The 26985-nt window shown below is 46.3% G+C and carries 34 protein-coding genes; 16 read left to right on the forward strand and 18 right to left on the reverse strand.

Features of this window, described 5'->3' with window-relative positions:
• The first annotated feature begins 48 nt into the window (after window positions 1-48).
• Together Vsou_RS07575 and Vsou_RS07580 are read left to right on the forward strand one after the other, a co-directional pair.
• Window positions 49-1686, forward strand: a complete 1638-nt coding sequence (locus Vsou_RS07575; protein ID WP_229709771.1) for a COG1361 S-layer family protein — start codon at window positions 49-51, stop codon at window positions 1684-1686.
• A complete protein-coding gene (locus Vsou_RS07580; RefSeq protein WP_188602975.1) occupies window positions 1683-2930 on the forward strand; it encodes an ABC transporter permease in 1248 nt (415 codons plus the stop codon). Before Vsou_RS07575 ends, Vsou_RS07580 begins: the two co-directional genes overlap by 4 nt.
• A gap of 38 nt (window positions 2931-2968) precedes the next feature.
• On the opposite strand, the gene Vsou_RS07585 is transcribed toward Vsou_RS07580, so the two are convergent.
• Together Vsou_RS07585 and Vsou_RS07590 are read right to left on the reverse strand one after the other, a co-directional pair.
• Window positions 2969-4060, reverse strand: coding sequence for an AAA family ATPase (locus Vsou_RS07585; protein ID WP_188602976.1), 1092 nt, complete (start codon window positions 4058-4060; stop codon window positions 2969-2971).
• Between the two features lie 37 nt (window positions 4061-4097).
• A complete protein-coding gene (locus Vsou_RS07590) occupies window positions 4098-4382 on the reverse strand; it encodes a hypothetical protein (protein ID WP_188602977.1) in 285 nt (94 codons plus the stop codon).
• 42 nt (window positions 4383-4424) lie between these two features.
• Here Vsou_RS07590 and Vsou_RS07595 point away from each other — a divergent pair, with 42 nt between their 5' ends.
• From Vsou_RS07595 to Vsou_RS07625, 7 genes are all read left to right on the forward strand, one after another.
• Entirely contained in the window at window positions 4425-4568 is a 144-nt protein-coding gene (locus tag Vsou_RS07595) for a hypothetical protein (RefSeq protein ID WP_188602978.1), read from the forward strand.
• A 324-nt stretch (window positions 4569-4892) separates the two neighbouring features.
• Window positions 4893-5114, forward strand: coding sequence for a hypothetical protein (locus Vsou_RS07600; protein ID WP_188602979.1), 222 nt, complete (start codon window positions 4893-4895; stop codon window positions 5112-5114).
• A 171-nt stretch (window positions 5115-5285) separates the two neighbouring features.
• Complete coding sequence (locus tag Vsou_RS07605) at window positions 5286-5546, forward strand: M48 family metalloprotease (RefSeq protein WP_188602980.1); 261 nt, start codon at window positions 5286-5288, stop codon at window positions 5544-5546.
• Window positions 5547-5567: 21 nt separating this feature from the next.
• Window positions 5568-5903, forward strand: coding sequence for a hypothetical protein (locus Vsou_RS07610; RefSeq protein ID WP_054843850.1), 336 nt, complete (start codon window positions 5568-5570; stop codon window positions 5901-5903).
• Window positions 5870-6205, forward strand: a complete 336-nt coding sequence (locus Vsou_RS07615; protein ID WP_188602981.1) for a hypothetical protein — start codon at window positions 5870-5872, stop codon at window positions 6203-6205. Before Vsou_RS07610 ends, Vsou_RS07615 begins: the two co-directional genes overlap by 34 nt.
• Before the next feature lie 172 nt (window positions 6206-6377).
• Window positions 6378-6734 (forward strand): DUF8196 domain-containing protein, encoded by a 357-nt coding sequence (locus Vsou_RS07620; protein ID WP_489886529.1) that lies wholly within the window; start codon window positions 6378-6380, stop codon window positions 6732-6734.
• 50 nt (window positions 6735-6784) lie between these two features.
• Window positions 6785-7132: an aspartyl protease family protein gene (locus tag Vsou_RS07625; protein WP_188602983.1), complete on the forward strand. Its 348-nt coding sequence runs from the start codon at window positions 6785-6787 to the stop codon at window positions 7130-7132.
• Here the strand turns inward: Vsou_RS07625 and Vsou_RS07630 are convergent.
• From Vsou_RS07630 to Vsou_RS07640, 3 genes are read right to left on the reverse strand one after another with little or no spacing between them, the layout of a single operon-like run.
• The gene (locus Vsou_RS07630) at window positions 7121-7522 is read right to left on the reverse strand and encodes a nucleotidyltransferase family protein (protein ID WP_188602984.1); all 402 of its coding nucleotides are present in this window, start codon (window positions 7520-7522) and stop codon (window positions 7121-7123) included. The genes Vsou_RS07625 and Vsou_RS07630 overlap by 12 nt on opposite strands.
• Complete coding sequence (locus Vsou_RS07635; RefSeq protein WP_188602985.1) at window positions 7509-7928, reverse strand: DUF86 domain-containing protein; 420 nt, start codon at window positions 7926-7928, stop codon at window positions 7509-7511. Before Vsou_RS07635 ends, Vsou_RS07630 begins: the two co-directional genes overlap by 14 nt.
• Before the next feature lie 33 nt (window positions 7929-7961).
• Complete coding sequence (locus Vsou_RS07640) at window positions 7962-9350, reverse strand: MFS transporter (protein ID WP_188602986.1); 1389 nt, start codon at window positions 9348-9350, stop codon at window positions 7962-7964.
• Window positions 9351-9487: 137 nt separating this feature from the next.
• Here Vsou_RS07640 and Vsou_RS07645 point away from each other — a divergent pair, with 137 nt between their 5' ends.
• From Vsou_RS07645 to Vsou_RS07655, 3 genes are all read left to right on the forward strand, one after another.
• Window positions 9488-10081 (forward strand): 50S ribosomal protein L5, encoded by a 594-nt coding sequence (locus Vsou_RS07645; protein ID WP_188602987.1) that lies wholly within the window; start codon window positions 9488-9490, stop codon window positions 10079-10081.
• A gap of 137 nt (window positions 10082-10218) precedes the next feature.
• Entirely contained in the window at window positions 10219-10734 is a 516-nt protein-coding gene (locus Vsou_RS07650; protein ID WP_054843846.1) for a PaaI family thioesterase, read from the forward strand.
• 52 nt (window positions 10735-10786) lie between these two features.
• Complete coding sequence (locus Vsou_RS07655) at window positions 10787-11854, forward strand: CaiB/BaiF CoA transferase family protein (RefSeq protein ID WP_188602988.1); 1068 nt, start codon at window positions 10787-10789, stop codon at window positions 11852-11854.
• A gap of 7 nt (window positions 11855-11861) precedes the next feature.
• Here Vsou_RS07655 and Vsou_RS07660 read toward each other — a convergent pair whose 3' ends face one another.
• From Vsou_RS07660 to Vsou_RS07670, 3 genes are read right to left on the reverse strand one after another with little or no spacing between them, the layout of a single operon-like run.
• Window positions 11862-12662: a menaquinone biosynthesis family protein gene (locus Vsou_RS07660; protein ID WP_188602989.1), complete on the reverse strand. Its 801-nt coding sequence runs from the start codon at window positions 12660-12662 to the stop codon at window positions 11862-11864.
• Window positions 12663-12708: 46 nt separating this feature from the next.
• On the reverse strand, window positions 12709-13440 hold the full coding sequence (locus tag Vsou_RS07665; protein WP_188602990.1) for an MqnA/MqnD/SBP family protein: 732 nt from the start codon (window positions 13438-13440) through the stop codon (window positions 12709-12711).
• A 6-nt stretch (window positions 13441-13446) separates the two neighbouring features.
• Window positions 13447-14556 (reverse strand): CofH family radical SAM protein, encoded by a 1110-nt coding sequence (locus Vsou_RS07670; protein ID WP_188602991.1) that lies wholly within the window; start codon window positions 14554-14556, stop codon window positions 13447-13449.
• A gap of 94 nt (window positions 14557-14650) precedes the next feature.
• Here Vsou_RS07670 and mqnC point away from each other — a divergent pair, with 94 nt between their 5' ends.
• The 4 genes from mqnC to Vsou_RS07690 all read left to right on the forward strand — a co-directional run bounded on the left by mqnC (window position 14651) and on the right by Vsou_RS07690 (window position 16841).
• Window positions 14651-15739: a cyclic dehypoxanthinyl futalosine synthase gene (gene mqnC, locus Vsou_RS07675; protein WP_188602992.1), complete on the forward strand. Its 1089-nt coding sequence runs from the start codon at window positions 14651-14653 to the stop codon at window positions 15737-15739.
• A gap of 215 nt (window positions 15740-15954) precedes the next feature.
• Window positions 15955-16104, forward strand: a complete 150-nt coding sequence (locus tag Vsou_RS07680) for a hypothetical protein (protein ID WP_188602993.1) — start codon at window positions 15955-15957, stop codon at window positions 16102-16104.
• Window positions 16105-16266: 162 nt separating this feature from the next.
• Window positions 16267-16422 (forward strand): PIN domain-containing protein, encoded by a 156-nt coding sequence (locus tag Vsou_RS07685; protein ID WP_188602994.1) that lies wholly within the window; start codon window positions 16267-16269, stop codon window positions 16420-16422.
• Between the two features lie 77 nt (window positions 16423-16499).
• Window positions 16500-16841: a Rieske (2Fe-2S) protein gene (locus tag Vsou_RS07690; RefSeq protein ID WP_054843842.1), complete on the forward strand. Its 342-nt coding sequence runs from the start codon at window positions 16500-16502 to the stop codon at window positions 16839-16841.
• Window positions 16842-16871: 30 nt separating this feature from the next.
• On the opposite strand, the gene Vsou_RS07695 is transcribed toward Vsou_RS07690, so the two are convergent.
• The 10 genes from Vsou_RS07695 to Vsou_RS07740 form a co-directional block, all read right to left on the reverse strand.
• Window positions 16872-17021, reverse strand: a complete 150-nt coding sequence (locus tag Vsou_RS07695; RefSeq protein WP_373286823.1) for a PIN domain-containing protein — start codon at window positions 17019-17021, stop codon at window positions 16872-16874.
• 228 nt (window positions 17022-17249) lie between these two features.
• Window positions 17250-17483 (reverse strand): AbrB/MazE/SpoVT family DNA-binding domain-containing protein, encoded by a 234-nt coding sequence (locus Vsou_RS07700; RefSeq protein WP_054843841.1) that lies wholly within the window; start codon window positions 17481-17483, stop codon window positions 17250-17252.
• 36 nt (window positions 17484-17519) lie between these two features.
• Window positions 17520-18929 (reverse strand): FAD-binding oxidoreductase, encoded by a 1410-nt coding sequence (locus Vsou_RS07705; RefSeq protein ID WP_188602995.1) that lies wholly within the window; start codon window positions 18927-18929, stop codon window positions 17520-17522.
• Entirely contained in the window at window positions 18917-20323 is a 1407-nt protein-coding gene (locus Vsou_RS07710) for an FGGY family carbohydrate kinase (protein ID WP_188602996.1), read from the reverse strand. Before Vsou_RS07710 ends, Vsou_RS07705 begins: the two co-directional genes overlap by 13 nt.
• Complete coding sequence (locus Vsou_RS07715; RefSeq protein ID WP_188602997.1) at window positions 20320-21258, reverse strand: NAD(P)/FAD-dependent oxidoreductase; 939 nt, start codon at window positions 21256-21258, stop codon at window positions 20320-20322. The genes Vsou_RS07710 and Vsou_RS07715 overlap by 4 nt, the downstream gene beginning before the upstream one ends.
• Window positions 21240-22631 carry an NAD(P)/FAD-dependent oxidoreductase gene (locus tag Vsou_RS07720; protein WP_188602998.1) on the reverse strand — a complete coding sequence of 464 codons (1392 nt, stop codon included), beginning with the start codon at window positions 22629-22631 and terminating at the stop codon, window positions 21240-21242. Before Vsou_RS07720 ends, Vsou_RS07715 begins: the two co-directional genes overlap by 19 nt.
• Entirely contained in the window at window positions 22628-24709 is a 2082-nt protein-coding gene (locus tag Vsou_RS07725; protein ID WP_188602999.1) for an alkaline phosphatase family protein, read from the reverse strand. Before Vsou_RS07725 ends, Vsou_RS07720 begins: the two co-directional genes overlap by 4 nt.
• Window positions 24710-24786: 77 nt before the next feature.
• Entirely contained in the window at window positions 24787-25560 is a 774-nt protein-coding gene (locus Vsou_RS07730) for a DUF6114 domain-containing protein (protein WP_188603000.1), read from the reverse strand.
• A 122-nt stretch (window positions 25561-25682) separates the two neighbouring features.
• Window positions 25683-26288: a hypothetical protein gene (locus Vsou_RS07735; RefSeq protein ID WP_188603001.1), complete on the reverse strand. Its 606-nt coding sequence runs from the start codon at window positions 26286-26288 to the stop codon at window positions 25683-25685.
• 129 nt (window positions 26289-26417) lie between these two features.
• On the reverse strand, window positions 26418-26951 hold the full coding sequence (locus Vsou_RS07740; RefSeq protein WP_188603002.1) for a hypothetical protein: 534 nt from the start codon (window positions 26949-26951) through the stop codon (window positions 26418-26420).
• Window positions 26952-26985 lie beyond the last annotated feature (34 nt).

A 26985-nucleotide genomic window follows, 5' to 3' on the forward strand; every position in this document is an offset into this window, starting at 1 on the left:
CTTGTAAAGAGAGTATGGTTTATAAGATCATTCGTGGCCTCAAGCCCGATGTCGAAAATGATAACTAATAGGTACACGTTAATAATGACCGCATTACTGGCGATGCTGGTTTTAATACCACTGGCGCACGCGCAGCAGTACTCAAACACTGCACCACCCTTCTCAATAGTCAGCGTCTCCTCAGTGCCATCACCCACGATCACCGGGGTCTCCAGGATAACGATAACCCTAATATACACGGGTGGTTACTACCTATACAACACGGAGTTCTCCCTAACGCCCTGCAGCGGAACCGTGGTTTCGCAGAACCCAGTATTCATTGGTTGGTTAAACCCTGGGCAGGAGGTCACTGTTACCTACCTAGTGAACTCCACACTGCCCATTAATTGCCAATCCACGCTTGCCATAAGTTGGGGTGCTGAGTACGAGACTTCAGCAAGGGCGCAGGTGACTACATACATTGAGGTAGCTGGCTCTGGTTCAATGAACATGAACTTCCCAATGGTCATTTACGGTTCACCAATAATCACGGCGTACACGAAGACCCAGTACCTGGTTAGTAACCTGGTTAATCCAGTGGGGCTTGTGGTGAGTAATAATGGTAGTGGCCCTATTTATGACCTGCAGGTTAACGTAGGGGTTAGTGGGGCCACGTTGGCCGCTGGCTCCAATACTGTGGTGATTGGTACCCTAAACCCAGGGAGTAACTACACAGTGGCTCTTTATGTGCTGCCGACCAGTAGCGGCCCTGTTACAATCAACGTTGGTTACACGGGCCTTGACCAAGGTGGTAATACCGTTAGCGGCAGTATCTCAATAAGCATGAACGTGATCGCCGTATCCTCAAGCCAGGTGATTGTTTACCCAGTCAATTCCTCACTGAGCATTGGCTCTGGTGAACTAATCATTGGCATTAGGAATGTTAACCCAGTGCCCATTTACAACGTGACCCTGGTGCTCACGTCAACCCAGGGACTAAGCCTAGCTGGTAATACAACCTACGACATTGCAGAGATACCGCCTGGGACAATTGACTACGTCTACGTACCAGTCGCGGTGCCCATATCATCATCCTCAGCATCCATAACATACTCACTAACCTACCAATACACCGGTGGGTATCCGGGCAGTGTTCAGGGTACTATGACCGTCTCCGTACTAAATGAACCATCAATACTAGTCACTGGTTACCAGGTGGCGCCAACACCATTAACAATTGGTGATACGGGTTCCGTGTCCCTAAACTTCGTTAACACGGGGCCAGTATCCGCCTATAACCTGAATATAACGGCAATACCAGGTCCAGGAATTAAATTGGTTAGTCAGTCAAGCACGTACATGGGCACGCTGAATTCCCAGCAATTAAGTGCTGTGGCCTTCAGTTTCACTGTGATGAGGGTGATGAACACCACCATAACCTTCCAAATACAGTACACTGACCAGTTTGGGCAACAACATGTGCAGTACTACACTGTGCCAATAACTGTGATTAGGAACGCAACACTACTCACGCAATCAGCCTCTCAACTCGGCTCGCAGGGCACCAATTACAGTGGATATTACTATTATACGCATCACAGGGCTAATTACTTCACTTACATAATAATTGCGTTGGCCGTAGTGGCCGTGGTCGTGATCATTGCCGTGGTTCTGGTTCTACGTAGGAGGCACGGTGGCGAGTCATGAGGATTACCGACTACTTTAAACTTGCATGGAGCGCTGCCTGGGAGCGTAGGGGTAGGACGATAGGCGCCATTGTAGGCATAGTGATAGCCATAGTGGCCCTTGGCCTTGCCATTGGCATGGGGCAGGGCTATAAAACATTAACTACGAGCTTCTTCGAGAGGGTCTTCGGGACGAACACGGTGTTCCTATTCCCAGGGCAGAACTCGCAGTTAACGATTACCAGTGTTTATGAGGTTATGAATATACCGCATGTGACAAATGCAATACCCATACTCTCCACGGTGGCTAGGGCGAATATCAATGGACATGAGGTTACCGCCACTATAATAGGGGCTACGGAACAAGAGATAATGCAGCTCTACGGAGTGACCTCACTGAACAACGCCATACTAGCCGGTGCGCCTGTGCTTACGCCTGGCCTGGCCTTCGTCGGTTATGGCGTGGCCTTCACAAGCACTGGGCAGCAGATTGCATACCCCGGGCAGGTAATGGTGATAACGACACCAGGGGGTTCCGAGCTTACTTACACGGTGGGCGCCGTAATGCAGCAAAGCGGCATTGGGGTTATTGGCCTGAACCCGAACAATGCCATATTCATTGATGAGAACACATTCCTATCCCAATTCGACCCGTCCGGGTTGGTGACTGGGGTAATCGTATACGTGGATTCGCCGAGCAATATTAATTACGTAACCAATGAGCTAAAGGCATTATTCCCAATGGACCAGGTGCTCAACCTGTCAACAGTTCTATCAAGCATTAACCAGTTCTTCACAGTGCTCGAGCTCTTCCTGGCCTTCATAGCTGGGATAAGCTTCGTTATAATTGGTATTTGGATGTTTGACACGATGATGATAAACGTGATTCAGAGGACTAGGGAGTTCGGTATAATGAGGGCGGTGGGCTTCAGCGGCAGGTCAATACCGCTACTCCTCATTATCGAGGCAACCATGATAGCCATAATAGGGTCGGTAATAGGTGTCGCGCTACTAATGGTCATCGTTAGTGCCTTCCCAAGCCCATCATCATTCATGGGGACCGCCTTCGGCGGAGGGGCGGGCAGGGCAACCGCCAGGGCAGCCACAGCCGTCAGTTCATCATCAATAGCACTACCCATAACGCTTACGCCACTGGATTTCGCGGCAATATTCATACTGCCAATTGCCATAAACATAATCGCAGCCCTGGTACCGGCGATAAGGGCCATGAGAATACCGCCAGCCCAGACCCTGCGCTATGAATGAGGCGAAGGCATCGGCGGCATGACCTCAAAAGTAATGCGTCATAGCCTAAGTACGGCCCTCCTGAGTATTGGGTCTGCAATCACGTAATCCTCATCGGCCCTCTCCACAATTCCGTGGTCGACTAACTCCCTGAGGAGCACGTACAATGACTTATCATTTATTGGCCTACCCTCTGCAGTCTCAAGCACCGCCTTAAGTTCCCTCCAACTTCTTCTAACGAACAACTCCCTAAGCAATACCCTATGCCTGGGGCTCCTATTGGCTAGGAAGTTCCTAAGTTCATTAAGTGCCAAGGCCGTTGCGGATTCGAGGACCTCATCAAGTGATTGCCTACCCTCAACCACGTATTGGTGACCAATGTATGTTAACCAACCAATCACGCCATCGAGCTCATTCACGATGCGCATCAACAACTCATCACTGAACCTAACCCCATACTGCTCAAAGCCCCTCCTCAGGAAGTCCAGGGACTCATCAGGACTAAGTCTCCCGGTGCTCACGAAGTGCATGTATCTACCGAATAATGGAGCCTCTGGATCATTAACGCGTAGAAACTTATCCAGCACGCCAACCTCGGAACAGGATATGAGGAATTTCACGTATTTTAGATTATCGTAGGAATACGCGAGCAACGCATTGAAGTCTATCCAAGTCACCCTACTCAGTTCCTGGGCCTCGTCAATCGCGATGATTACGGGCTTGCCCAACTCCGTGCCAAGGTCATTAATGGCATTAAGTAACTCGCCAATACTTAGCCTACGGAATTCACCCAGTTTAATCTCCACATGCATCGGTGATGCCCCAATCCTAACCCACCTAATCCTAGATAGGGCATCCCTAATCCTATCGATTATTGGCTTATTCCTGGCAAGGAAATCCTCAAGCCCACGCCTAATTAATTCAATGAGGTCTGCCTGCCTAGGTCTGCCCGTGAATCTCACGTCCAGGTAAATGTATGGGTAACCAACCTCATTAAGCGCAATCCTCATTAACGAGGTCTTGCCAGTCCTCCTTAAGCCCCTAATGACGGTTATCCTATCATTGATGATGCCATTAACTAAATTCCTCAACTCAGCCTCAAAGTCGTAAAGGTCCTCCCTCCTACTCTTAGGCTCAAGATCAAAGAGCATATACCAGTAACTTACCTAGGTAAGCTTATTAACCCAATTACCTCTTCGGCTTCAGCACAGCACCAAGTATAGCCAATATCACACCTATAATACCAATTACTATGCCCATGAGTTCGAATACACCACCAGTTCTTAGCCCGCTAATAATGTAGTATGTAACAGTTACGGGTATTGAATAATTATTTATCAAATATAGGTTACCCTTACCGGATAATACGGCATAGGCAACAACGTAATAACCATTAACATATTTTTGGCTCCATTGCCCAGGGGCTGTAACGTAAATCTCTAGGGGCTTATTAATGGAGTCCGTGTAACTCACCGTCAATATCCTATCCGGACTTGCAGTACCTAGTGTAAAATAATGTTATTCCAGATATTATCAATGCTTGCCGCAGCCTTACTAACAGGAAATGCTCTTTCTATCTATTTCACGACGTATAGCGTACCTGGCGCTGTATTTGGCGGTATAAGTACAGGTTTAGGACTTTTCTTCGGGCTGTACTAACTTATGCTGATGGTCCAATTACATGGGCCGTTATCGTTGGAACGGCTGCAGCATTAGGGCCAATTGGTTGGGGATTTATAATTGCCGTGGCTGTTACGGCTTAAGTGTGGTACTGAAATGTATAAAATGTATAATCTTTCAAAAATACGTATAATCTTAGATGTATATCAAATAGGCTCTATTTTATCAATATTATTTTTAACATATTTAGTCGTAGTTATTAAACCTACGGTTGGTATTATAATTATCCCAATTGTTGAGTTTCTCTATTTATTTTATATGTTCTATTTATCAAAAGTCATATTTGGGACATGGCTGAATCTATTGGTAAGGAATAAGCAAGTTGAAATAAGTTACGTAAATAATGTACAGGTCTATGTAGTTAATGGTGAAATAAGTACAAAACTACCAAGTAAACCCATTGTAATATATAACGCCATTGTGCCTACGGGCCTTCCTATAATAATAATTACAAGGCAGTACCTCGAATTATTAGATAAGGAGGAGTTAATGGCCGTTATAAAGATGAATATGCACATGTTTTAAACAAGGATTATTTATCAGCGTACATAATACTTATACCATATATGCTCATCACCTTTTTACCTATCACAACATACCTAGTTAAATACTTAAGGATTGGTATGTTCTCGTTACCGGTACTAATAATCATTTACTTCTATCTCTTCTTAGTTGTAATTAGAAAGCAATATAATATTGCAAAGAGAAGCCGACTTACATGCCGTGAAGGCCGTGGGTAGGGAAGCTCTCAAATCAGCGCTTTATAAGGCTCGCAATCCTAAGTCATTGTTAAGTAAATTCTTCGACACTCATGACCCAATTGAGTTAAGGTATAAGATAAATGAGTCAAAACTAGGCCTTACCGCCCAGGTCCGAGTATTAATATACCCATTGTCGTTATTGACCGCCTTATTGATTCTTAAGTACTTAACTATATATCCATCTTTTTATGCATAATTTGCGAGTAACATTATTGTAATGGTAATATTTATATTAACGTACTTCGTGTCTGTCCTTACGTTCTTAATTGTGTATAGTTTTCTCGTGCTTAAACTATTGACAGCGTTGGACTACCCTCTATCATTGGCTAGGAAGTCATTACTATTTTACTTAACATTTATCTCACTGGGCTTCGCATGGCCTGTGCGGAACTTGGTGGTTTATGCCGTGAGTGACGCATTGGCGGTTGTTGGTGCATCGCTTATTTTAGGGAGGCCCATGGCTAAGTCCTTATTGGTTTGGATATTACTGGCCCTAATACCTTCATTGGTGGCCGCACTATGGATAGGGCTATACCCATTGATTCCTCGTTAATTGCGTTATCGTATATCGTGGGTTCATTACTTGCCCTCACTCATCGCCTTAGTGTTTCTGTACATCCACTGACTTTACAGGACATCGCATCTATCTTCCTACATAATTACTTCATTTATGTAATCATATTTGTACTGATTAGGTTAAACCTGAGCTATCTGTATAGATTAATCCTAACCCTAAATGGCGCTTTAGTTGGTTACTTCGTAGCAAGTGCAATACTTGGTATAGGCCTAACGTTGGGTTGGATTTACGTTTATTCTAAGCATTGCCGAATTACTCGGTTTCGTATTGTTACCTAGGATTAAGACTAATATTCCATGTAATTTACTACTCGCCTCGGCTTATTACCTATCATTAGCCATTATCGAGGTATTCGTGTATAATCACCTAATTTAATGAGTAGTTTTGTACATCACGAAAGGGCTATGGCTATATCGCTATTCATAAACTTATGGTATTGAGGATGAGGCGATTGATGTAATATCCTGGAGGCTTAGGGAGAAGCTCGGCATGGATATTAAGTTAAGTAGGCTTGTCGTCACCGAGGATGGTAGGGATGTCGTTGAGTTAAACATCTACGGAGTCTCAGACGACCTCTGCGTGGTTGGTGACGCAACCCTAGACTTCAGGGTTGGTAAGGTTGAGGAACTGATAAGGACTATTGATGAGTTAAGGAGTCGGTATTCCCAGTATTTAAGGCCTAGGATTATTAAGGTCCTCCACTGCATGAGGTACATCCCCAAGGCCATTGAAGAGGCTAGGAGGAGCAACGTATGGATACTCACCTGGAGGGAGGAATTAACACCACTTGAGGTGTCATCGACATAGCTCTTTGTAGAAGCTTTATAAGCGCTGCGTTGGTAGAATTGGTGAAGCGTATGGGCCATGTTTGGGTTGACGCCGAATTAATAAGTGGGGATAGGGAAATCAGGGTGAAGGCTTTGGTGGATAGCGGCGCCACCTTAACCGTCATACCCAGGGCATTGGCCGTGGAGCTTGGGCTGAGGGTTACGGATAGGGGCGTGGTCATGACCGCCGGCGGGCCTGTTAATGTTGAGTTCAGTGAGGTTAGGGTTAGGTTAATGGGTAGGGAGGCCACGGTCAGGGTCGTTATTAGTGACGTAATTGATAAGGTCCTCATAGGCATAACGACGCTGGAGATCCTAGGCCTAATGATAGACCCAACGACGGGCACACTCAAGGAGGCACCATACCTACTGTACTAGGTCTTCCTCGTGTCTCACCAGATAGAGTTCATCGAGGGCCTCGCTTACCAATGCCTCGTATAGGCCATCAACATCCTCGAGAATTACGATGCCGCGCTCCAGTATTGAAAGCCTGAACTCGGGATCGACATCCATCAATGAAACCACATCCACCGGAATACCAAGGACCTCCTCGAGCCTGGCCCCAAGGCTTAATACCCTATTTAGGTCGATGCCCCTTCCATAAACCGCGATGTCTATGTCCCTAAACTCATCGAGGTCCACGAAGCTACCAAATACAATGCCTAGGGAGACGCCGTACTCCCTAAGGATGCCCCTAATCCTCGAAATTAATGATTCCCTCTCCTCACGACTCATTGAATGGTAGACATAACCCTCATTGAATGCCATAGCGACTCCTCAGCCTATCTATAAAGCTCGTCAGGCTTTTAAAGTCCGACTTAATGTTTCGATATATTAAGTAATCGTCAATCACCCAGTACCTATGGACGAGGAGGTTCCTGAGCCTTACCAACTTCGTCAAGTCCTCGTACTCATTCATAGTCAGTAGGCCCCTGTCCCTGACAATCATTAACGCGTTTATGGGTGTCCTGGGCCTCTCGTTCAGGTCCCTACGCACTACGTGCATTACCAGGGTCATTAATGCCTCGGCAATGACGATCAACTCGTACCTAATGGCCATCTTATCCTCATCACTCAATTCATCGTACGGCTTACTCACAATCCTACTAACCTCCCTTATTGCGTTCTCAATGTCCCTAGCGAGATTCCTAATGAATTCCCTGGAAACACCCACACAATCCCTATGTTGAGGCTTGGTTTTAATGTATCACGTTGCCAATTCCCCTGAGGATAGCTCCAGTGGCTTGCCCTTGGGTTCCTTTATAAACAATGCCGTGAATACTACGCCAACTATTGCCATGGCCACAAGTATGAGTAATAGGTTTGACATGATTAGGTACTTAGCCGTTGCGCTTAATGCGCTACTTGTTATTGGGAAGAACAGTGGTATTAGTAGTGAGGCCAGTGTGGCTCCCAGTTTACCGCTGCCTGCGGCTATGCCGTGGCCAGTGGTCCTAAACCTCGTTGGGAACACCTCAGTCGGCAGTATGAATGTTGTTACATTAGGGCCAACATTAGTGAAGAATTGCGCCAACCCATAGAGCGCCAGTATCGTTGTTGGCATTACCATGCCGCTCCTAAGCATTAACGCCGCTATTAAATACACAGTAGCCACTATTGAGAAACCCATTATTTGCATGGACTTCCTACCCATTTTATCCACTAGGAAGGCTGCCACGTAGTAGCCAGGGACCAGGAAGGCCAGGACCACGTATAGCTGTATGTATATGCCGGCCAGTGGGTTTTTGGCTAGGCCCATTGCTGAGGTTACGAAGGGACCAAATATGTTTGTGCCGTAGAAGAACACGTCAAGTGCGAACCAGGGTATTGCAGTACCAAGTATTACCGGTAAGTACCTAAGTAAATTCCTGTAAATACCATTGTTGGCATTATTTGCTTTATTAATTTCCACATCATGCCTGAGCACGTCCTTAACGGCTTTCTTGGCGCCCTCAACATCACCCTTAACGAAGTACTCAAACCTAGGTGTTTCATGAACCCTACGCCTAAAGTAAATGACTAGGGCGGGCATCACTGCGCCGAACCCAAGTATTATTCTCCAGGCAGTGTCTGGGTTTATCTTGGCATTTAGTAGTCCGAGGCCGAGTAGTGCAGCTGTAACAATGCCCCATCCCTGCATTGAGAAGACGCCGGCTACGAATAATCCCCTATTCCTTGCCGGTGCGTATTCACTCATTAGCGTGGCGCTTATTGGGTAGTCACCACCAACTCCGAGACCCAGTATGAACCTTGTTATCCATAGCATTGTTGGGTTTATTGAGAATGCCGAAACTATGGCGCCAGCCGCCAGTAACGCTGCCTCAACACCGTAAATGTACTTCCTGCCGAATACGTCGCCTATCCTGCCAAATATGAAGGGCCCTATAACAGCGCCGAACAGCGCAGCTGATGATATTAGGCTTATTTCCGAAGCCGTTAATGACCAGACCTGCTTTAGGAAAACTAGGGCTATTGATATTGCAAATAGGTCATAGGCATCCGCGAAGAAGCCTGCGCCTGATATGAATAATAGCTTTATGTGTCCTGGTGTTGGCTTCGACCAGTCAAGCGGTTCAAAGGGCGTTTTATTCGACATCATGTATCGTGTGGCTGAACCCTTAATAGGGCTTTTGCCAGTAAAGTAATGATCACATTTATTAATAAATATTAATATATATCAACGCAACGCCCATGAGGCAAATTTTTATTAATGCTTATTAGCCACGTATAGCGATGCCTGTCATAGACCTAGCGCAGGTGGATTTAAAGGCGTTAACCCCGGACCAATTGGACTGGAGGAAGTTCGTATTACCCACAGACCACCCAATGAGGGTTATTAGGATTGAGAAGGTCGTTGCAAACATAGGCGTTGGACAAAGCGGTGAGAGGCTTGAGAGGGCTGCCAAGGTGCTTGAGGAATTGACGCAGCAGGAACCCAGTTATAGACTTGCCAAGAGGTCAATTAAGGACTGGGATGTCAGGAAGGGAGAACCAATCGGTGTGGCGGTTACCCTAAGGAGGAATAAGGCAGTTTGGTTCCTACTCAGGGCATTGGCCGCAGTGGACTTCACACTGAGGGAGGGCTCATTCGATGATTGGGGTAACGTGTCCTTTGGAATTAGGGAACACATAATGATACCTGGTACGAAGTATGAGCCTGCCGTGGGTGTCTGGGGACTGAACGTGGTTACAGTCCTTGCGAGACCTGGGTTGAGGATCATGTATAGGAGGAGGGCTAGGAGCGATGTTGGTAGGGAGCATAGGGTCACCAGAGAGGAGGCAATGAAGTACTTCCAGGAGGTACTTGGCGTAAAAATAATTAGGTAACTTGATTGGAGCCCCATGCCGGAACCCCCGTGTTTATTCCTTGTGGCCGTTAATTGGCCCTGCTATATAATCTATTTATTACTATTTACGTAACAGCAGACCTTTACTTAAATAGGGTTACTTGCTCCATAATAATCGTGTCAGCGTGGGAAGAGATTATGAAGGCTGCTGGGCAGGTAAGTAGCATGAGGGAGTTATTCATTAAGGCCAGGTCGGCTGGGCTAAACGTAGCTGAACTAATGAACAAATACCTAAGCACTGAGCCGCTCTTTAATTTCATAGGTCTTCAATTTGTGGAGGTTGGTGACGGTATAGTTAAGGCTACGTTTCCATTCAAGCGGGAGATCCTTAGGCAGGGTGGTATGGTTCATGGCGGCGTCGTGATGACCGTGATAGATAGCGTGCTTGGCACCGCCGTGATGACCATCAATGATGGGATTAATCAATTTACCGCTGAGTTGAAGGTTCATTTCCTTGAGCCCTTGATCAACGGGCCATTCACTGTGGAGGGCAGGGTAATTAGGGCGGGTAGGCACTTGGCGGTTGCTGAGGGGCGTGTTTATGACGCTAACGGCAAGCTTTGCGCCCTGGGTGTTGGTACGTGGTTCATGGTGAAAAACAATAATAAAAATGGAACAAATGGATCACAGTAGGTAATTCCTCAACGATGAATACTTTATTAATTAATACGCAAGGCACTGGGTAATGTATAGGGTCCTGGATCTAACGAGGCTATACCCAGGTGGCGTGGCAACTAGGTTGTTGGCTGACCTTGGTTTTGATGTTATTAAGGTCGAGGACACCGAGGTCGGTGATTACCTCAGGGAGATCTCACCAAGGCTCTTTGATTGGTTGAATGCTGGGAAGAGGAGCCTGGCAATTAACCTAAAGGATCCTAGGGGTAGGGAGGTTTTCTATAGATTAGTGAGGAAGAGCCATGTAGTGATTGAGGGGTTCAGGCCTGGCGTGGCGGAGAGGCTGGGTATTGATTATGAAACGCTTAGGGGCGTAAATAAGGGGATTGTTTATTGCTCAATAAATGGGTACGGTAACTCCGGGCCATACTCTGGGCTTTCAAATCATGACATTAACTGTGTTGGCGTGGCTGGTCTGTTGGACCCGAGCCTATTCAGTGATGGTGAACCTAGGCTGCTGACTGCACAGGTGGCTGACGTGGGCTCCGCCCTACTGTGCGTCATAGGTGTTCTAGGCCTGCTGCTTAATGGCATCGGCGGCAGGATAGAGACCTCGATGTTGGAGGCGGCCCTGCTCTTTAATACCCTGAACATTGCCATGGCCTATGAAGGTAAGGAACCAACCCTAACGGGTAAGTACCCATTCTACAACGTTTATAGGTGTAGGGATGGTTACATAACCATTGGCGCCATAGAGAATAGGTTCTGGAGCAACCTATGCAGGGCGTTAAATCGTGAGGACTTAATCCATAGGCAATTCGATAAGGAGGCAATTAATGAAGTCAACAAGGAACTTGCTAAGCATAGTGTAAATGAGGCCTTAAAAGTTCTCTGGGATCACGATGTACCAGCAGCCCCTCTGAATACAATAATGGGTCTCGAGAACGACCCCCAATTAACAAGCAGGGGCTTTAGCAGGGAAGGTTTCCTCAATCCACTAATGGTTAATGGAAGCAGGTTAATGAGGCGGGGTAAGCCACCGAGGAGGGGTGAGGACACTGTGAAGATCCTAATGGAGCTTGGTTTAACGATTGATGAGGTGAATGAACTGGTTAGGTTGGGTATTGTTGCGAAGTGACCTTACCCTAAATAAAAACTAATTGATGCTCGGGTAATAATCCCCTTTCTCGCCCCATTTCAAGTAAAACCCTGATTGATTTCTCGCCATCGGCGCCCATGTCTACCGTGTATTCATTGACGTACATCCTGACGAATCTATCAGTATCATTGATGCTCAATCCCCTTGAGAACTCCGCGGCATGCCTCAAGGCCTCATCCTTATGACCCATTGCATACCTAAGGGATTCCAGTAATGCTTCCTTGACCGCCCTAGCCATGTCAATGCCCAGGGACACCCTAACAACGTCTAGCCCCAGGGGTGTTGGTAATTTTGTTTCCTCGTACCACCACTCACCTAGGTCAATTATTTTCCTGAGCCCATATCTCTCATAGGTTATTTGACCCTCGTGTATTAGGGCACCGGCGTCAACAGCCCCTGCCCTTACGGCATCCATTATTTTATCGAAGGGTATTTCCACGGTTTTGGCGTTAGGCATTGCCAGCCTAACCAGTAGTGTCGCCGTGGTGTAGGTGCCAGGTACAGCCACTAATTCGGGCTTCGTGGTATTGCCCACCACCACCGGACCGTACCTAAGTCCCATTGATGCACCAACCCTTAGTATGAAGTATTTGCTGCCTATGTAGGCCATGGCGTGGGTGCTCACTGCCGTGATATCGATCCTACCGTGAATGGCCAACTTATTCAGTGTCTCAATATCCACCAGGAACTCCCTAATGGTAAATGGCGCCTTCACCAAGCCCTTCTTTAGGGCGTAGAACATGAAGGCATCGTCTGGGTCGGGACTGTGTCCAGTCAGTAACTCCATTAAGGTGTCAAGGCATTCAATGGTATTAAGTTTTACCATGAAGGACTCAATTAATAGTTAGGTACCGCAGGCAATTGTTTATGTTGAATAACCTAAGTTCCTCATTAATACCCGAAATAACCCTATCATCAACCCTATACCTAATGGCACTGAAGTACTGCCTAATCAACTCCCTGGATACACCAAGCCTATTTGCCGTATACTGAATTACGGAACCCGGGTCTTTCTCAAATGCAGTAAGTGAATCCTCGATACCGTTAATCACTCGATCTAAGTCCTGCTCCCTGTAATTCCTGGTTACAACCATCACCGCATAAACCAGGGGCAAACCAACCCTCTCCCTCCATAATTCGCCAACATCAGCCACGTGTTGATAACCAGCGTCAACCATCCTCAATGCGTCATCTCCAATAACCAACACGGCGCCAAACCTTTTCAGTGCTGTGTATGGATCATCGACTACCTCGAAATTTATACCCAGTAGTTTCTTCAGGGCCATGGCATTAACGCTTGTGTCGCTAACAGCGGCGTAACCAGTTCCCGAACCCCTGAACAGCCTTGCCGATATCACGGGCCCATCGCTGAATATCGCAAACCTAGGAACCACATAAAGTAAGTCGCAGTTTTGTGCAGTGTAGGTCAATGGCGTGAAGCCTACGCTGGCCCTACCCTCTAGAAGTAGTTTTATCGACTCATTATTACTGGCCCATATTGGGTTAAGCCCCGAGTGGTAGAACAGCGGGTCCGAGTGGGCATACCTCAGCCTGACAATACTCATTATTTATCACCTAAACTGGTCAGGCGCTTTGATGAACACCTCGGTTATTACCCTGTGGAATGTGTCCCTTAGGAACAACCTAAGGCCCGCCTCATGGGCTATGTGGGCTAATTCACCGAGTGTTACTGATTCCCCGGAACCTGCCTGCCTAAGTACCTGTTCATTAACCATGGTACCCACAAGGTCATTAGCCCCAGCCATTAGTAATGTGGACGCCAACCTCTTTCCAGTGGAGATCCAGTAGGCGCCTATTCTCCTTATTGAGTCCCCAAGTATTAACCTGGAGATCGCCGTGACCTTCACGTCATACTCCGTAGGGGCAGGCCCCTTGACTGACCCATCCCTAAACAGCCTAGTGTTCCAGGGAACAAACTTTATCGGTATGAACATTAGGATACCGTGAGTCCTTTCCTGAACCTCCCTAATTGCAAAGACGTGCTCAATGATGTGGCTTGGCCTCTCTACATGCCCATAAAGCATCGTGGCATTAGTCATGAGCCCAACCCCGTGGGCCTCCTCCTGAACCCTAAGCCAAGTCTCGGCGTTGAATTTATAGGGTGTTATCAACCTCCTAACCTCCTCATTCAGTATCTCTGCGCCACCACCGCTAAGGGTGTCCAGCCCAGCAGTCCTGAACCTCTCAAGGACTTCCCTCGTACTCATCCTCCAGACCCTGGCATAGAAGTCTATTTCCGCAGCCGTGGGCCCCTTAATAACCACCTCAGGAGCCGCCTTCTTCACAGACCTGAAAACATCCTCAAAGTACTCAATGCCTAGGTCTGGGTTGAAACCACCATTTATGTGTAGCTCAGTAACACCGAAACGCGCCCTGGCCTCCAGCACGCCCTTTGTTATCTCATCAGGAGTTCTAACGTAGGCCTCCGGGTGGCCCTTGGGCCTGTAGAAGGCGCATATTGGGCATTGCGCCACACAGACGTTTGAGTAGTTAATTACTACGTTATTAACCACAGTGGCCGTGTTGCCGGTTACCTTCCGTGTTAACTCATTCGCCACCTGGGCTAGGACCTTGAAATCACACTCCCTCATTAACTCCTCCGCATCGGCCTTGGTAATGCCATTGAGGATCGCATTACGTACATCATCTATTGTACACATAATGGTGCATTGAGCCCCGCGCCGCTTTTTAAGTATTGATTGCTATTTGCCAAATAGGCAATAGTTTAAATAATCACAGGGAGACAGTAACGATATGCCCCAGGCCTGGGGCCCTATTGTGGAGAGGGCGATTTACGAGGATCGATTAAGCCCACGCGACATTGAAGAATTATTCAGAGCTGACCTCTGGGAACTCGGCGCCGCAGCCGAGTATTTAACAAGGAAGTACTTCGGTAACGTCATCACCTTCATACCAAACATGATCCTTAACTACACAAATGTGTGCACAATAGCCTGCAGGTTCTGCGCCTTCTATAGACCGCCCAACCATCCCGAGGCCTATACGTTGAGTGTTGAGGAGGCCATACGCAGAATCATGAACATGAACAACAGACTCGGCATTAAGCAGGTACTGATTCAGGGAGGAATAAACCCTGAACTTAGTATTGAGTATTACGAGGAATTATTCAAGGCCTTGAAGGCTAAACTTCCTCACGTGGCCATTCACGGATTGAGCCCAATAGAGGTTGATTACCTGGCCAGGAAGCACAGGATGAGTTATGGCGAGGTTCTCGACAGGCTCAGGGGCGCCGGCATGGACACACTGGCTGGAGGAGGTGGCGAGATACTGGTTGATAGGGTGAGGAAGGTCATTGCGCCACACAAGATAGACACAGACACCTGGCTCAACATAATGGAGACCGCCCATAAAATGGGCATAATGAGCAACGCAACCATGATGTATGGCCACGTGGAGACAATGAGCGACTGGGCTGAGCACCTATACAGGATAATTGAGCTTCAGAGGAGGACCCACGGATTCCTATCATTCACCGCCTGGAACTTTGAACCGGGCAATAGCGAGTTGACTAGGGATGTCCCGTACCCACTGACCTCGGCTACGCTTTTGAGGGTCGTTGCCGTGGCCCGATTAGTCTTTAAGAATGAATTGCCCAACATACAGTCAAGTTGGTTGACGAATGGGTTAGAGGTTGCGCAGCTGGCCCTTAAGTTCGGCGCCAATGACTTCGGCGGCACACTCTATGAGGAGAGGGTTATACCAGCCACAGGGCTTAAGATGCCCGTACTGACTAGGGATGCGGTAATTGATTTAATCAAGGGCCTAGGGTTAATACCTGCCGAGAGAGATAATTGGTACAAGGTGATCAAGGTATATAACTAAGTACCGCCTAGGTGGCTCATGGACTTGATCCATATTAATGCCATGTATGAGCACGGGGATGAACCCGTACCAGTCAAACCAACTTGTTGATCCAGGGGCCATGTACACGGTTTAAGGAGAGACGTTCAGGAGCACCTTGGGATTAAGCCCATGGAGGGAGACGGAGTTTGTCCTTACTAACTGCGCAGTAATTAAGCGGTGGGACCCGGGGGACTGTGAATGAGTTAAGGGGCTATGGCGAGAGACCCGTGCTTGGTGATACGGAGGATGAGAACTTTCTCGGTACAACCATGCTAGGGATATTCGGATTAGTCTTAGACCTACCCAGGAGGGAATTACACCCAGCCAGGATGTTAATGAAGTAAGAAGCTTAATTTTGTATTACTGATGTGCGGTGGAGCTGAAGGAGACCATGGACAGGTACTCCAGCACCATTAATTTGGAGTGAGGGGATTAGGAATTTCATCATTAAGCGGATTACTGAGCTTCGACAGGAGGAGGCAATGCCGGAACCTGAGGGGCGGTATATGCGTTATGCCTTTACAATCGCAGTACGTGCTGGCATTACCACGTATGACTCCATATACATAGCCCAGGCATTGAGGAGAAGAATCCTATTAACGAGTGATAAGGAGCGAACTAATACGGTTAAGGGATTGGGTATTCCCATAATCCTCATGTGAACGCCCCTAACTAGTTATTTTGGATAGCCACTGTGCAACAAACTTAATTAATTAGTGCCTATGCCCTGGGTCTTGTCATGTGGAAGAGAGTATCCATACTGGTTAAGGTCTTTGAAAGGAGGAACTCCGTGATTACCTGGGTCGATAATAAGCCAATACTCGTGGTTAAGTACGGCGATAATTACTACGGAATGCTCGCAATATGCGCCCACATGGGCTGTGCATTATTAACTGACACCAATGGTTACGTAGCCACGTGCCCAGCGCATTTGGCTAAGTATGATGTTAGGACCGGCGAGATGATCGAGAAACCGCAGGTTAGGCCTGATGTGAAGTGTGAGTATGCCGATGTGAAGGCGCCATTACCAACGTATAAGGTTAGGGTTACTCAGGATGGATTTCTCGAGATCGATGTTTAAGAATTGATACTAAAAATTAAAATAAAAAGTTCATTTGGGTAATGTAGCAATACCCACTTTCTTAACTACCCTGGCTAGTTTAGTATTGAAGGTAGCAAATGGCCTATTTTCAGCAAGCGCATGTGCCAGTATTACCATGTCATTGTAATTCTTAATGCCCACTGTACGCATTAAATTAATTGCATTAGTACTTTATCACCACATTCACAGGGTATTTCAGCCTTATCATTGATTATGTATTGTATTGCGTAATCAATGCGATCCTCAAACCCATGCCCTCTAAAAAGCCAAATAAGCTCATGGATAACAATAGGTGGTATAAGCCATTTTCTAACGAATTCATAAGCACGCTAGCCTCATTATGGGGATTCAGAATCAGTGAATAAGTCGAAAATTATGACATTGGTATCAATTATCGCTTCCATTATTTAATACGCCTCTTTCAATACCAGCTTCAATGTCCTCAAGCGTTAACTTCCTACCAAATGTAAGTCTCTTTCTATTATCTGATAACTTCCTAAATACGATCTTATCGTCCTCAACATAAACAATTAATACATTACCTTCCTTAATCCCAAGTCTCTCCCTAATACCAGCGGGTATCGTGATCTGGTAATGCCTAGTAACCTTAACCTTCTCCATACTACTATATAATTTACTAAATCATTTTAAGTTTTACTACCGAGATCCCATTGAGCCGGTAAAGAACATGTTGCTCTTTGTATTCAATACTCCCTTACTATCCAATGCAGCCTTTATTATTCGCAATATGTTAAGTGCGTTGCCAAGTTCATGACCTAACCATCTAGACCTCACAATACCAACGCCATGGTGATGACTTATGGATCCGCCATTCCTTAATGTAACCTCCATGGCCCTACTCCATAACTCCCAGTAGGTATTTACACCCGGCTTGAATAGTACTGTGAAGTATATGCACGCGCCATTGATGTAGAGGTGTGATATGTGGGCCATGACACCCACAACACCATTAACCTTAAGCAGGGATTCCCTGAAGTCCCTATACAATTGATTAATCTTGGACCAGGTGGTTGAGATCTCTATTGTGTCAAACCACAGACCGTACTTCTTAACCATCTCTATCTCCTCCTCAACATTAAACCTAGTCCTTAACCAATCCTCGAAGTACCTACTCCCCACGTATTCTCCACCATGGCTCCTAATAATCTCATCAGCCCTCCTCCACAGTGATTGCACTAAATCGTCATAATAACCCTCAAAGCTAATTATCAGTAATGGTTCGTTAGCACTAAACCTAAGCGCTGCCTCATTACCATCATATAACCTGGCAATGACAGGAATTATCCTCTTAATCATTAATTCCCTAAGGGCCTCCACGCCCTGCTCAAGGGTTTTAAATGAGTATGCGCCGTATATTGTGGATGTTGGTAATGACACAATCCTAAGCACAGCCTTTGTGATTACGCCTAGCATACCCTCCGAGCCTATGAATAGGTACTTCAGTGACGGGCCTGTGGATGCCCGGGGAGCATTATTGTTCCTTAGCCAGGTAATGTTGCCGTTGGGTAGGACGACCTCCATGTTTATTACCATGTCCTCTATATTACCGTATAACGTACTATACTGACCCGAGCTCATTGTCGCTATTAAGCCGCCAATCGTCGCGTAATTGAACGACTGCGGAATATGCCTGAGGCTGTAACCCACCCCGTTTAGTTTATTCTCGACGTCCCTCAATTTAGCGCCTGCCTCAACGGTTACCAGCGAATCATAGGTGTTAATGTCTATTATCCTATTCAGCCTAGTCATGTCTATGATTATTGATCCAGCCCCGTAGGATGCACCCGTGACGCTTGAGCCACCTCCATAAACGACCACGGGTACTGCATCACCGCTTTCATTGATTACCCTAAGGGTTAATGAAATGTCATCTACGCTCTCGGGGATGATGACAGCCAGGGGCTTCTGTAATTCCTCATTAAGCACCTGCTCACGCATTATCAACAACGGCCAAAAATCCCTGGAATACCTCCCCAGTACCTCGTCGCTTGTTATTACCTTGCCACTACCCAACGCGTTAATTAACCTGTTAATTACGCCCTGCATTTCATCCCCTCAACAATCCTCCTAACAGCATCCTTATTTAACGATAGCCTCTCCTCGCCAGGTTTAATGCGTAGCTCCACATTGACGTGAACACCCTTAACAATATCATTTAGTGACCAATCACCCCTAAACACCTTCAGTAAAGCCGCAACCCCCCTAGCCGTCGTCTCCGTATCCCTCTGCCTCTCAATGGTAGTATCCAGTGCCGTAGCCAATAACCTAAGGAACAAAATGCTCCTTGATAACCCACCATCAACCCTAACAACATCTACCCTGGAATAATCCCTAATCCTATCAAATATAATGCCTATTAATTGAACAATACCCTCAATGACCGCCCTCACGAAAGTCTCCCTAGTTATGCCAAGCGTTAAACCGTCAATTAAACCCCTCGCACATGGCCTAGGCGGTACATTAATACCTGCTAATGCCGGCACAATAATTATACCGTGAGTATCCACGCCGGTTAAGCCATCCAACTCCTGCGGCGAGCCCAATAACCCAAGCTTAACTAACCAATCAATTACTGACCCAGTTGCTGGTAGGAAGCCCTCAACTCCATAAAATACGTCACCCCCGTACTTAAGTATGAGGAGCGGTAATAAGCCGTCACCAGCAAGCCTGAATCTATCAATAACTGCATCCACGAAGGAGCCCGTGCCATTCGTAATCTTACCACAGCCGACACTTAGACAACCCTCGCCAACCATTGCAGCCTGTTGATCGGCGATTAAAACACCAATCATCATGCCATTGGCTTCGCCGAATTCATGAACATTATCAACAACCTCAGGGCCTACCTCCCTAGGTATCTTCAGAACATCATAAACTAGGTCGATCCTCCTTAAATTACCTGGATGCCAAAGGCCTGTCAATGCCTCATTACCAGCATCATTAACATACCTATTACTAACGAGATACGCCAGGTATGAACTCAACGTACCAATGAACGCCTCCCCCTTTCTAACACGTTCAATTAAGTCCTGCCTATGCCTTAATAACCAAAGTATTTGGGTGACGGGTGACGTTGGTATTAGTATACTGCTCAATAGTGGTAAACGCCTCATGAGTGAGCATGGAAACCCATTAACTACCTCTAAACCCCTCCTGTCTAACCACGTGATTATGTTAATGAGGGGATTACCTGACTTGTCCCAGGCAATGATCGACGCCCTATAGGTGGAGATCCCAAGGTACTTAACGCCCTTATCTCTAGCCGTATTCACCAGATGCCTGAAGGCTGATCTAAGCGCATTGGCGTCCTGCTCAACGTAGTAATTACCTGGAAATAGCATCGGCACATTTATGGTTTCGGAATACCCCTGGTTAAGTTCATTGTCGTATATTATGAGCTTAATGTTAGTGGTCCCCACATCAACTACACCAAGACTCATGAAATCACCCTCCTAATAATGACCCTCTCCGTATCCGGCAGTTCAATAACGGAGGCGTCACCGTTAATTACGTACTCCCTATCATTAACCATGACCCTACATCCCCTGCAGGGAATGATTACCCTACGCACATCCCTACTAACCCTATTACCCGGGTAGATAGGTAAGTCGCTCTCTATAACCATGAACTCACCGGACCTACCCACGAGTTCGCCAGCCATTATTTTACTACTCTCAATGATGATTTGTGGGTCATAGGTCTCAATGACCGATTGACCAACAGCCCTGAGATCAGGGAATGGATTAAATGGCTTGAACATGGATATCACCAGTGTATCCGCAACAACCCACTCATTATTCACCAGGACCCTCTCAACCCTGCCCAGGCCCCTAACGTACCTAACCCTACCAATAATTACCTTAACGTCATCACCCACAGCCCCATTATTCAGTTCCGTTGGTGACACGATGATGGCGGTAGCACCGTGCATTATTAACTCCCTAGCCAATGACAGGGCGTATGGATTATACCCATAGATCACCACGCTTCTGCCAGGTAATAAGTCGTAATGCAACATATCTAATACCGCATGATGCGGGTAAATACCGGCAGGTCTCTCACCGTAAATGCCCAATTCAGGCATTGTCATTACCCTGAATCCCGTGGCAACAATTGCATAATCATTAAGCCTCCTGTAACCGTTTCTCCAGGCCAGATATACGGTATCACCGCCCCTAATGGCTGTTGTGGCTAATTGAACATTAACCTTGCCCAACGCATCATTGATCATACTCCTAACCCCAGGGATTAATGCATGAATGCCACCAGCGTAGTCCCTATACTCAATGATCTCGGCATGAATGCCGAACTTAAGTAGTTCCATTGCCAGCGAAAGCCCGGACAAACCAGCACCAATTATCGTGTAACCAGCCATGAATTACCACCCGATTTGGTTAATTCCCTTGGGTCAATCCCCAACTCCTCAGAGATAACCTTAATCGCCCTGCCAAGGCACATGCCCTGGCAAATACCCATGCCTAAGCCGGTCCTGAAGGCAATACCGTCTAGTGTCCTGGCACCGTGCCTTATTGCCTCACGAATATCGGTCCTGGTAACCCCCATGCATGGGCAAATAACCTCACCCTGATCGCCCTTAATGGCTCCGCCGGACCCAATTACGTTCTTCATCATCACCATGGGCTCCACCTCCCTAACATCATCTTTAGGTATCAACTCCGCACCGGCGTTCCTGAGCATGTCAATGACTCTCCTGGCTATTGCGGGTGCTGCGGTGAGTCCAGGTGATTCAATGCCGATTACGTGTACAATACGTTTACTTACCTTACTATGAGTTATTATGAAATCATCGCCCTCAGGTATTGGCCTGACTCCGGCATAGGCCCTTATTGGTGTGAACTTCCTGTCCCTCAATAAGCCACTGAACTTCCTATACAGGACATCGATGTCCCCCTCATTGACTGACCTGTCATCCCTACTGCCTATTGACAGGCTTGGCCCCCATATTGTGGTGCCGAACGCCGTGGGTATTATGGCGCCACCCTTCGTCTTAGGGTTCGGTATTAACTGAAGCGGTGTCACAATACTCTTGGTCTGTTCACCCCAGAACACAAGCATTACGCCCTTACCGAACTCAAGCCTATACTCATCACCAAATAACCTGGCAATGTCCGCTGAGTAAAGCCCAGCTGCATTAATGACGAACCTGGCCCTATACTCACCACTACTCGTGATGATGATCGCGCCGTCACCCAGTACCTTGGCGTCCTTGACCTCAGTACCTAGGGCGAAGTCAACACCATTCAACCTGCAGAAGTTGTATAACTGCGATACTAATTCGAAGGAGTTTATGACTCCGTAGCCCTCGACCTCAATTGCGCCCAGGCCATTAACATTGGGTTCAAGCCTTCGTAATCCCCGCGGTCCAAGGATCCTAACCCTAAATCCACGCCTACCGTACACGCGATTAAGGATTAACCACACGGCGGGTAGCGCAATTAATTGACCTGGGTTCCTAGCCACCAGTAATGTGCTTAACCTCCTGACCTTTACATGGAGTCTCCTGGCAACGTCATCGTATAGCCTATTACCCTCAACGGCCAACCTACTCCTTAGTGAATTGAATGGTGGCTGAACAACATGGATGACGCCGGCATGGCCCCTTGAGACACCGAAACCAGGCTCAGCCTCCCTATCAATAACAATAACCCTAACCCTGTAATGCGCCAGTTCATAGGCTATGAATAATCCAACAACGCCGGAACCCATTACTGCTACGTCATAGTTCATTTACCAACACCCCCTGTCCCTTTTATGATTATTACGAACCAAGCAACGGTCAGTAGGAGGCCTATTAATTCCGTGGGTAGTAACAATGTCGATAACCCTGGCTGGTATAGCCTTATGTACATGGAGGCGATCATTAGCATTACTATGTAGGAAAGGAGCCCCACTGAAGCCGCATAGCCCAAGCCCACGGCCCAGGTATTATTACTTACATATGCCCTAAGCGTTAATAATGTAATTAGCATTACTGGCGCTGTGGATAGCAATCCGTAAATCAGTAAGGGCTCGTTGCTCATTAAGAAGGATTGAATGGCTTGAACATAAATAAGTACGTACAGAAGTACTGGGATGATTATCGAAAGGGTTATCGATGCATGCAGGCCATACTTAATTCGCATCAGCACCAATCCAATTATTGAGAACAATACTAACCCCAGTAAATATCCCAGAAGTAACGGTGGCGCCTCGCCAGTGTTGCCCAAGTAATTAAGGAAGCCTGTTGTCAGGGTTATTAGTCCAATCATTGATGCCGTAACCACGGAACCATTAATAACGCTAAGCGTCTTCACGGGTAATGTCCTAAGCGTCTCCCTGCCTATGGGTAGTAATGACACTGTTGTTAAGTCTATGATTAGGGCCATGATTAGCCATAGGAATAATGGTGTATAAATCACTGGTACATACGCAGAGTCCCCATTTACGTATATCGGTGATCCTAATTCAGCGAGCGTTATATTATTAAGGCCATACCTTGAGTATGGAAGCTCATTAAGCGGTATCTGCGGTGTTAATGGGAATAGGTTTGATAAATCCCTATAGTTGGATGCGTTGGGTAATGAGTACACATTACCTATTAACGGGAACCCCTCCGATTCACTAAATATTATTGGCTCCCTGCTCATGTTGAAGTAGAAGAAGTCGAGGGGTATGTTGCTATTTAGCACGTACTTGTTCAGGGCAGGTAATTCCCAGTTATAATCAATGAAGGCTATCAATGAGGCATGCGTGAGTAGGGTATGTGATACATAATCCTCCTTGGCGTAGGGTGATATGACTATTAACGGGACCCTGACGCCCAGTGGCTCGCCGTTTACTATCGGTGGTGGTACGTGGTCGTAGTAACCACCGAATTCATCCCAGGTTATGAAAATGACCGTTGAATTCCATATTGGGCTCTCCTCAACCGTATTAATTATGTAAAGAAGCCAAGCCTCACCATATAGTATGTTGCCCGGCGCGCCCATGTCGTTTACTGGGTTTGGCATAACCCATGAAACTGCTGGTAACGAACCGTTCATGATCTCACTAATGAAGTCACTCCATGTCTGTAAATGCGATGAGTACTTATTAATGCCGTAGAAGTACTTAATGTCGAGGAGGTACGTGGGTTCCCTGGGATCCACGTAGTAACCCCAACTCACTTGGTACTGGCATAGTTCAGCGAATATGTTCTCCTGGACCGGTATGTATGGTGGTGGCCCATAATCATCAATAACTGGTGTATACGCCGCGTATAGGAAGAGGTGGTTCGGCGCGCTTTCTGAGAGGTATGGCGTGAAGTAATTATCGGCAAGCCCATACTCCTCAGCCAGGTCCCAAAGGGGCGCCACCTGGGCGACTGTGTAGTAATAAAGTGACTGCGGGCCTGAACCACTTACCCAGCCGTCCATTTTCCCGTAATCCCAATCAGTATGATATGGTATATACCCTTCATTCGGATTCTTCGTGTAGTAGGTACCTACAGATACGGGGCTTAGATAAGCAGGTACTTCACCCAGGGTAAGTAGGTTATTGGGAACCACTAGTTGGTTAACTAATGAGTTATTAAGCGTACCGTTGGTTGGATATGCACCGAAGAAATTGTCGAAGCTATGGTTCTCCAGGAATATTATGATCACGTGCTTAATGGGGGTTCTGGTACTCAATTGAGAGGCAGGTAGTGCTTGGCACTGCGGTGCTGAGGAAACCAGTAGATTGCCCTGGTATACACCGTATATAAAGAGACCAAGTAGCGCCAGGGTTAGTGCAACCGCCACGGTGATTATTATGGTCAATTTCAAACCATACATATTGATTAACACAATATTGTTGTTTACGCATTATTATTTAAACACTGGCAATACTTATTTATATACATAAACAACGTGTTATATTTAATTCACTTACCCTGCGGCTTCCAATCATACAGATACCCACCGCTTATTATTGAAAGCACGGAACCCCATGTCAAGCCACCAGCAACTATTAACCACATCAATATGCCCAGGAAGATCATCACAAGCCCCAGCACTCTGCAAACCATGGGTTTGGGGTAGAACAACGGTATTAGGGAGAGTATGGTTACCACGCCACCAAGTATGAAGGAGTCCACCAGTGACATACTGACGAAAAGCACCCTGAAATACATTACGGGTAGTAGCAATAGGATCAATGCCGATAATAAACCCAGGTAAATGCCCCAGAAGGGTATTCTGCTCCTGAGCGATCGCCATTTCTGCTTCATGAAGTAACCCACGAGAGGCGGCACCAACACTGCAATCACCACGAAGGGCGTCAGGGGTAGCGCAAAGAGGAGTGCCATCATCACTATGAGGAGTGGTGGCGGTTTAATAACAGCCATTAGCATCAAACTGACGTAAATAAACAGGACATAAATTACAATAATAGAGATGAATGAATTAAGCCCCATACTTCTGACAACATCAACCCTATAATTATTCTCCTCAATAATAGCCACCGGGATCACCCCTATGAAGATAACCGTGAGGAAGAGGGCCAGGGTAAGAACAATCAATGAGAAACCAAGTAACGAGGGTTTGATCCAAAAATAAACCCAGGAAAGTAAATTTAATCCAAGGAGTGTTGGCAAGACGAGCGCCTTACGTTTCCATAGGTTTATCAGGATAAAACCAAACTTTGTAAAGAGATCCACAGTAATTAACTGGGGAATTTCTTTAAAAGGTTAATCTATATATAGTCTTTTTAGATAAATATAATTACTATAAGAATAGAAGGAAAATTATTTTAAGCAATTATACTTTTATAATTTATTCACTAGGACCCAGGTACAATATTACTTGTTGACACCCCAGCGGTGTTGCAGGTAATTAGTGCTGGAGTAACGGTTACATCCAAATTACTGTATGACATACTACCAACACTAACATAATACGCATTAACGGTCAACCCATTCATTGTAGCACTACCAATTGTCTGGTTAACAACATATGGTAAGCCAGAGGATACTATTAGAACATTGCTAAGAGAACCTGAGGTGGTTGTAATACCCGACGCATACACAAGTATATTATTTAGGCTTGCGGTGCTCATGCTCAGTGACGCTGTTATTTTTACTGTCGAGCTTGGGCAATTTGGCATAAACAGGTTGGGTAGCGAGACGGTTACCGACTTGCTAATGGTTTGACCCTGAGGTGCATTTATTGAGCCAATGCTCTGGGCTATTACGGGGGCATATTGATCGGGCGCCGTTGATGTTGAGTAAATCCAGCCGTACATCGTGACTCCATTTAACGTGGCTGTTGGGTAATAAATTGTTACAGGACCAGGTATACCTGCATCAGTGGAGATGCCAAATACTGAGGCTGCCACGAGCAGTGCTATTACAAACCCCAGGCCTATCACCGTTAGTTTCCAGTTCATACAAATTGAATTGCTTTGATTAAAATTTAAAAATCTACCTCATAAATATGATATATATCCTTCATTATGAATTAAATCTTTGTAAAATAAGGCATTAAAACGGTCTATTCTTTGTTAAAAAATTTACATTTATCCAGTGTATACGTTAATCGAGGAGTACGAGATGGACGTTGAATTTATGTAATATGCATAGATCTTCACGTTATAGAGTGGTAGTAATTCTGAGGCTATTGTTGAGAGGATTGATAGTAGGTAAACGTTCTGTGGGGTTATCGTTATGGTAATTGGTATTATTACGTAGGCCGTTGCGGTTATGTTGGCCGCGTATATCGTAGCGTCGCTTATTTCAGCGGAGCTCATGGTAAGTGTTATGTTGTAGCTGGGGCCTATGCCTATTATAACCTGCCCGGAGGGCATGTAAAGGCTTCCAGCCTTGTAAATCACGACGGGTATACCATCATAATTACCTGCGGTGAACGATATAAAACCTGAGGCCTTAACCACGGGTGAGTTTATGTATATTATTGGGTCGCCTCCAGCTGCCAAGTTCTTCTGGCCTATTACGTGTTCATTTCTTAGTTGTGTTGTTAATAGCGCAATATACGTGAGGAGTGCTGTTAATATTATTCCAAGAACAAAGATTTTGATGCTTTTTCTATGCATAGTCTTAATATTGATTATTTGAAAATAGTTAAAA

The sequence above is a fragment of the Vulcanisaeta souniana JCM 11219 genome (genome assembly GCF_026000775.1).
GTDB classification, from domain to species: domain Archaea; phylum Thermoproteota; class Thermoprotei; order Thermoproteales; family Thermocladiaceae; genus Vulcanisaeta; species Vulcanisaeta souniana.

Coding starts and splice junctions, on each gene's coding strand:
- Vsou_RS07720 (WP_188602998.1), bottom strand. CDS start 22,631: ATGAACTATGACGTAGCAGTAATGGGTTCCGGCGTTGTTGGATTATTC.
- Vsou_RS07595 (WP_188602978.1), top strand. CDS start 4,425: ATGTTATTCCAGATATTATCAATGCTTGCCGCAGCCTTACTAACAGGA.
- Vsou_RS07585 (WP_188602976.1), bottom strand. CDS start 4,060: ATGCTCTTTGATCTTGAGCCTAAGAGTAGGAGGGAGGACCTTTACGAC.
- Vsou_RS07665 (WP_188602990.1), bottom strand. CDS start 13,440: ATGAGTATTGTCAGGCTGAGGTATGCCCACTCGGACCCGCTGTTCTAC.
- Vsou_RS07670 (WP_188602991.1), bottom strand. CDS start 14,556: ATGTGTACAATAGATGATGTACGTAATGCGATCCTCAATGGCATTACC.
- Vsou_RS07615 (WP_188602981.1), top strand. CDS start 5,870: ATGGATAGGGCTATACCCATTGATTCCTCGTTAATTGCGTTATCGTAT.
- Vsou_RS07715 (WP_188602997.1), bottom strand. CDS start 21,258: ATGGCTGGTTACACGATAATTGGTGCTGGTTTGTCCGGGCTTTCGCTG.
- Vsou_RS07640 (WP_188602986.1), bottom strand. CDS start 9,350: ATGTCGAATAAAACGCCCTTTGAACCGCTTGACTGGTCGAAGCCAACA.
- Vsou_RS07700 (WP_054843841.1), bottom strand. CDS start 17,483: ATGGAGAAGGTTAAGGTTACTAGGCATTACCAGATCACGATACCCGCT.
- Vsou_RS07710 (WP_188602996.1), bottom strand. CDS start 20,323: ATGAGTCTTGGTGTAGTTGATGTGGGGACCACTAACATTAAGCTCATA.
- Vsou_RS07625 (WP_188602983.1), top strand. CDS start 6,785: ATGGGCCATGTTTGGGTTGACGCCGAATTAATAAGTGGGGATAGGGAA.
- Vsou_RS07690 (WP_054843842.1), top strand. CDS start 16,500: ATGTGGAAGAGAGTATCCATACTGGTTAAGGTCTTTGAAAGGAGGAAC.
- Vsou_RS07645 (WP_188602987.1), top strand. CDS start 9,488: ATGCCTGTCATAGACCTAGCGCAGGTGGATTTAAAGGCGTTAACCCCG.
- Vsou_RS07630 (WP_188602984.1), bottom strand. CDS start 7,522: ATGGCATTCAATGAGGGTTATGTCTACCATTCAATGAGTCGTGAGGAG.
- Vsou_RS07655 (WP_188602988.1), top strand. CDS start 10,787: ATGTATAGGGTCCTGGATCTAACGAGGCTATACCCAGGTGGCGTGGCA.
- Vsou_RS07740 (WP_188603002.1), bottom strand. CDS start 26,951: ATGCATAGAAAAAGCATCAAAATCTTTGTTCTTGGAATAATATTAACA.
- Vsou_RS07660 (WP_188602989.1), bottom strand. CDS start 12,662: ATGGAGTTACTGACTGGACACAGTCCCGACCCAGACGATGCCTTCATG.
- Vsou_RS07705 (WP_188602995.1), bottom strand. CDS start 18,929: ATGCAGGGCGTAATTAACAGGTTAATTAACGCGTTGGGTAGTGGCAAG.
- Vsou_RS07580 (WP_188602975.1), top strand. CDS start 1,683: ATGAGGATTACCGACTACTTTAAACTTGCATGGAGCGCTGCCTGGGAG.
- mqnC (WP_188602992.1), top strand. CDS start 14,651: ATGCCCCAGGCCTGGGGCCCTATTGTGGAGAGGGCGATTTACGAGGAT.
- Vsou_RS07610 (WP_054843850.1), top strand. CDS start 5,568: ATGGTAATATTTATATTAACGTACTTCGTGTCTGTCCTTACGTTCTTA.
- Vsou_RS07735 (WP_188603001.1), bottom strand. CDS start 26,288: ATGAACTGGAAACTAACGGTGATAGGCCTGGGGTTTGTAATAGCACTG.
- Vsou_RS07575 (WP_229709771.1), top strand. CDS start 49: ATGTCGAAAATGATAACTAATAGGTACACGTTAATAATGACCGCATTA.
- Vsou_RS07685 (WP_188602994.1), top strand. CDS start 16,267: ATGCGTTATGCCTTTACAATCGCAGTACGTGCTGGCATTACCACGTAT.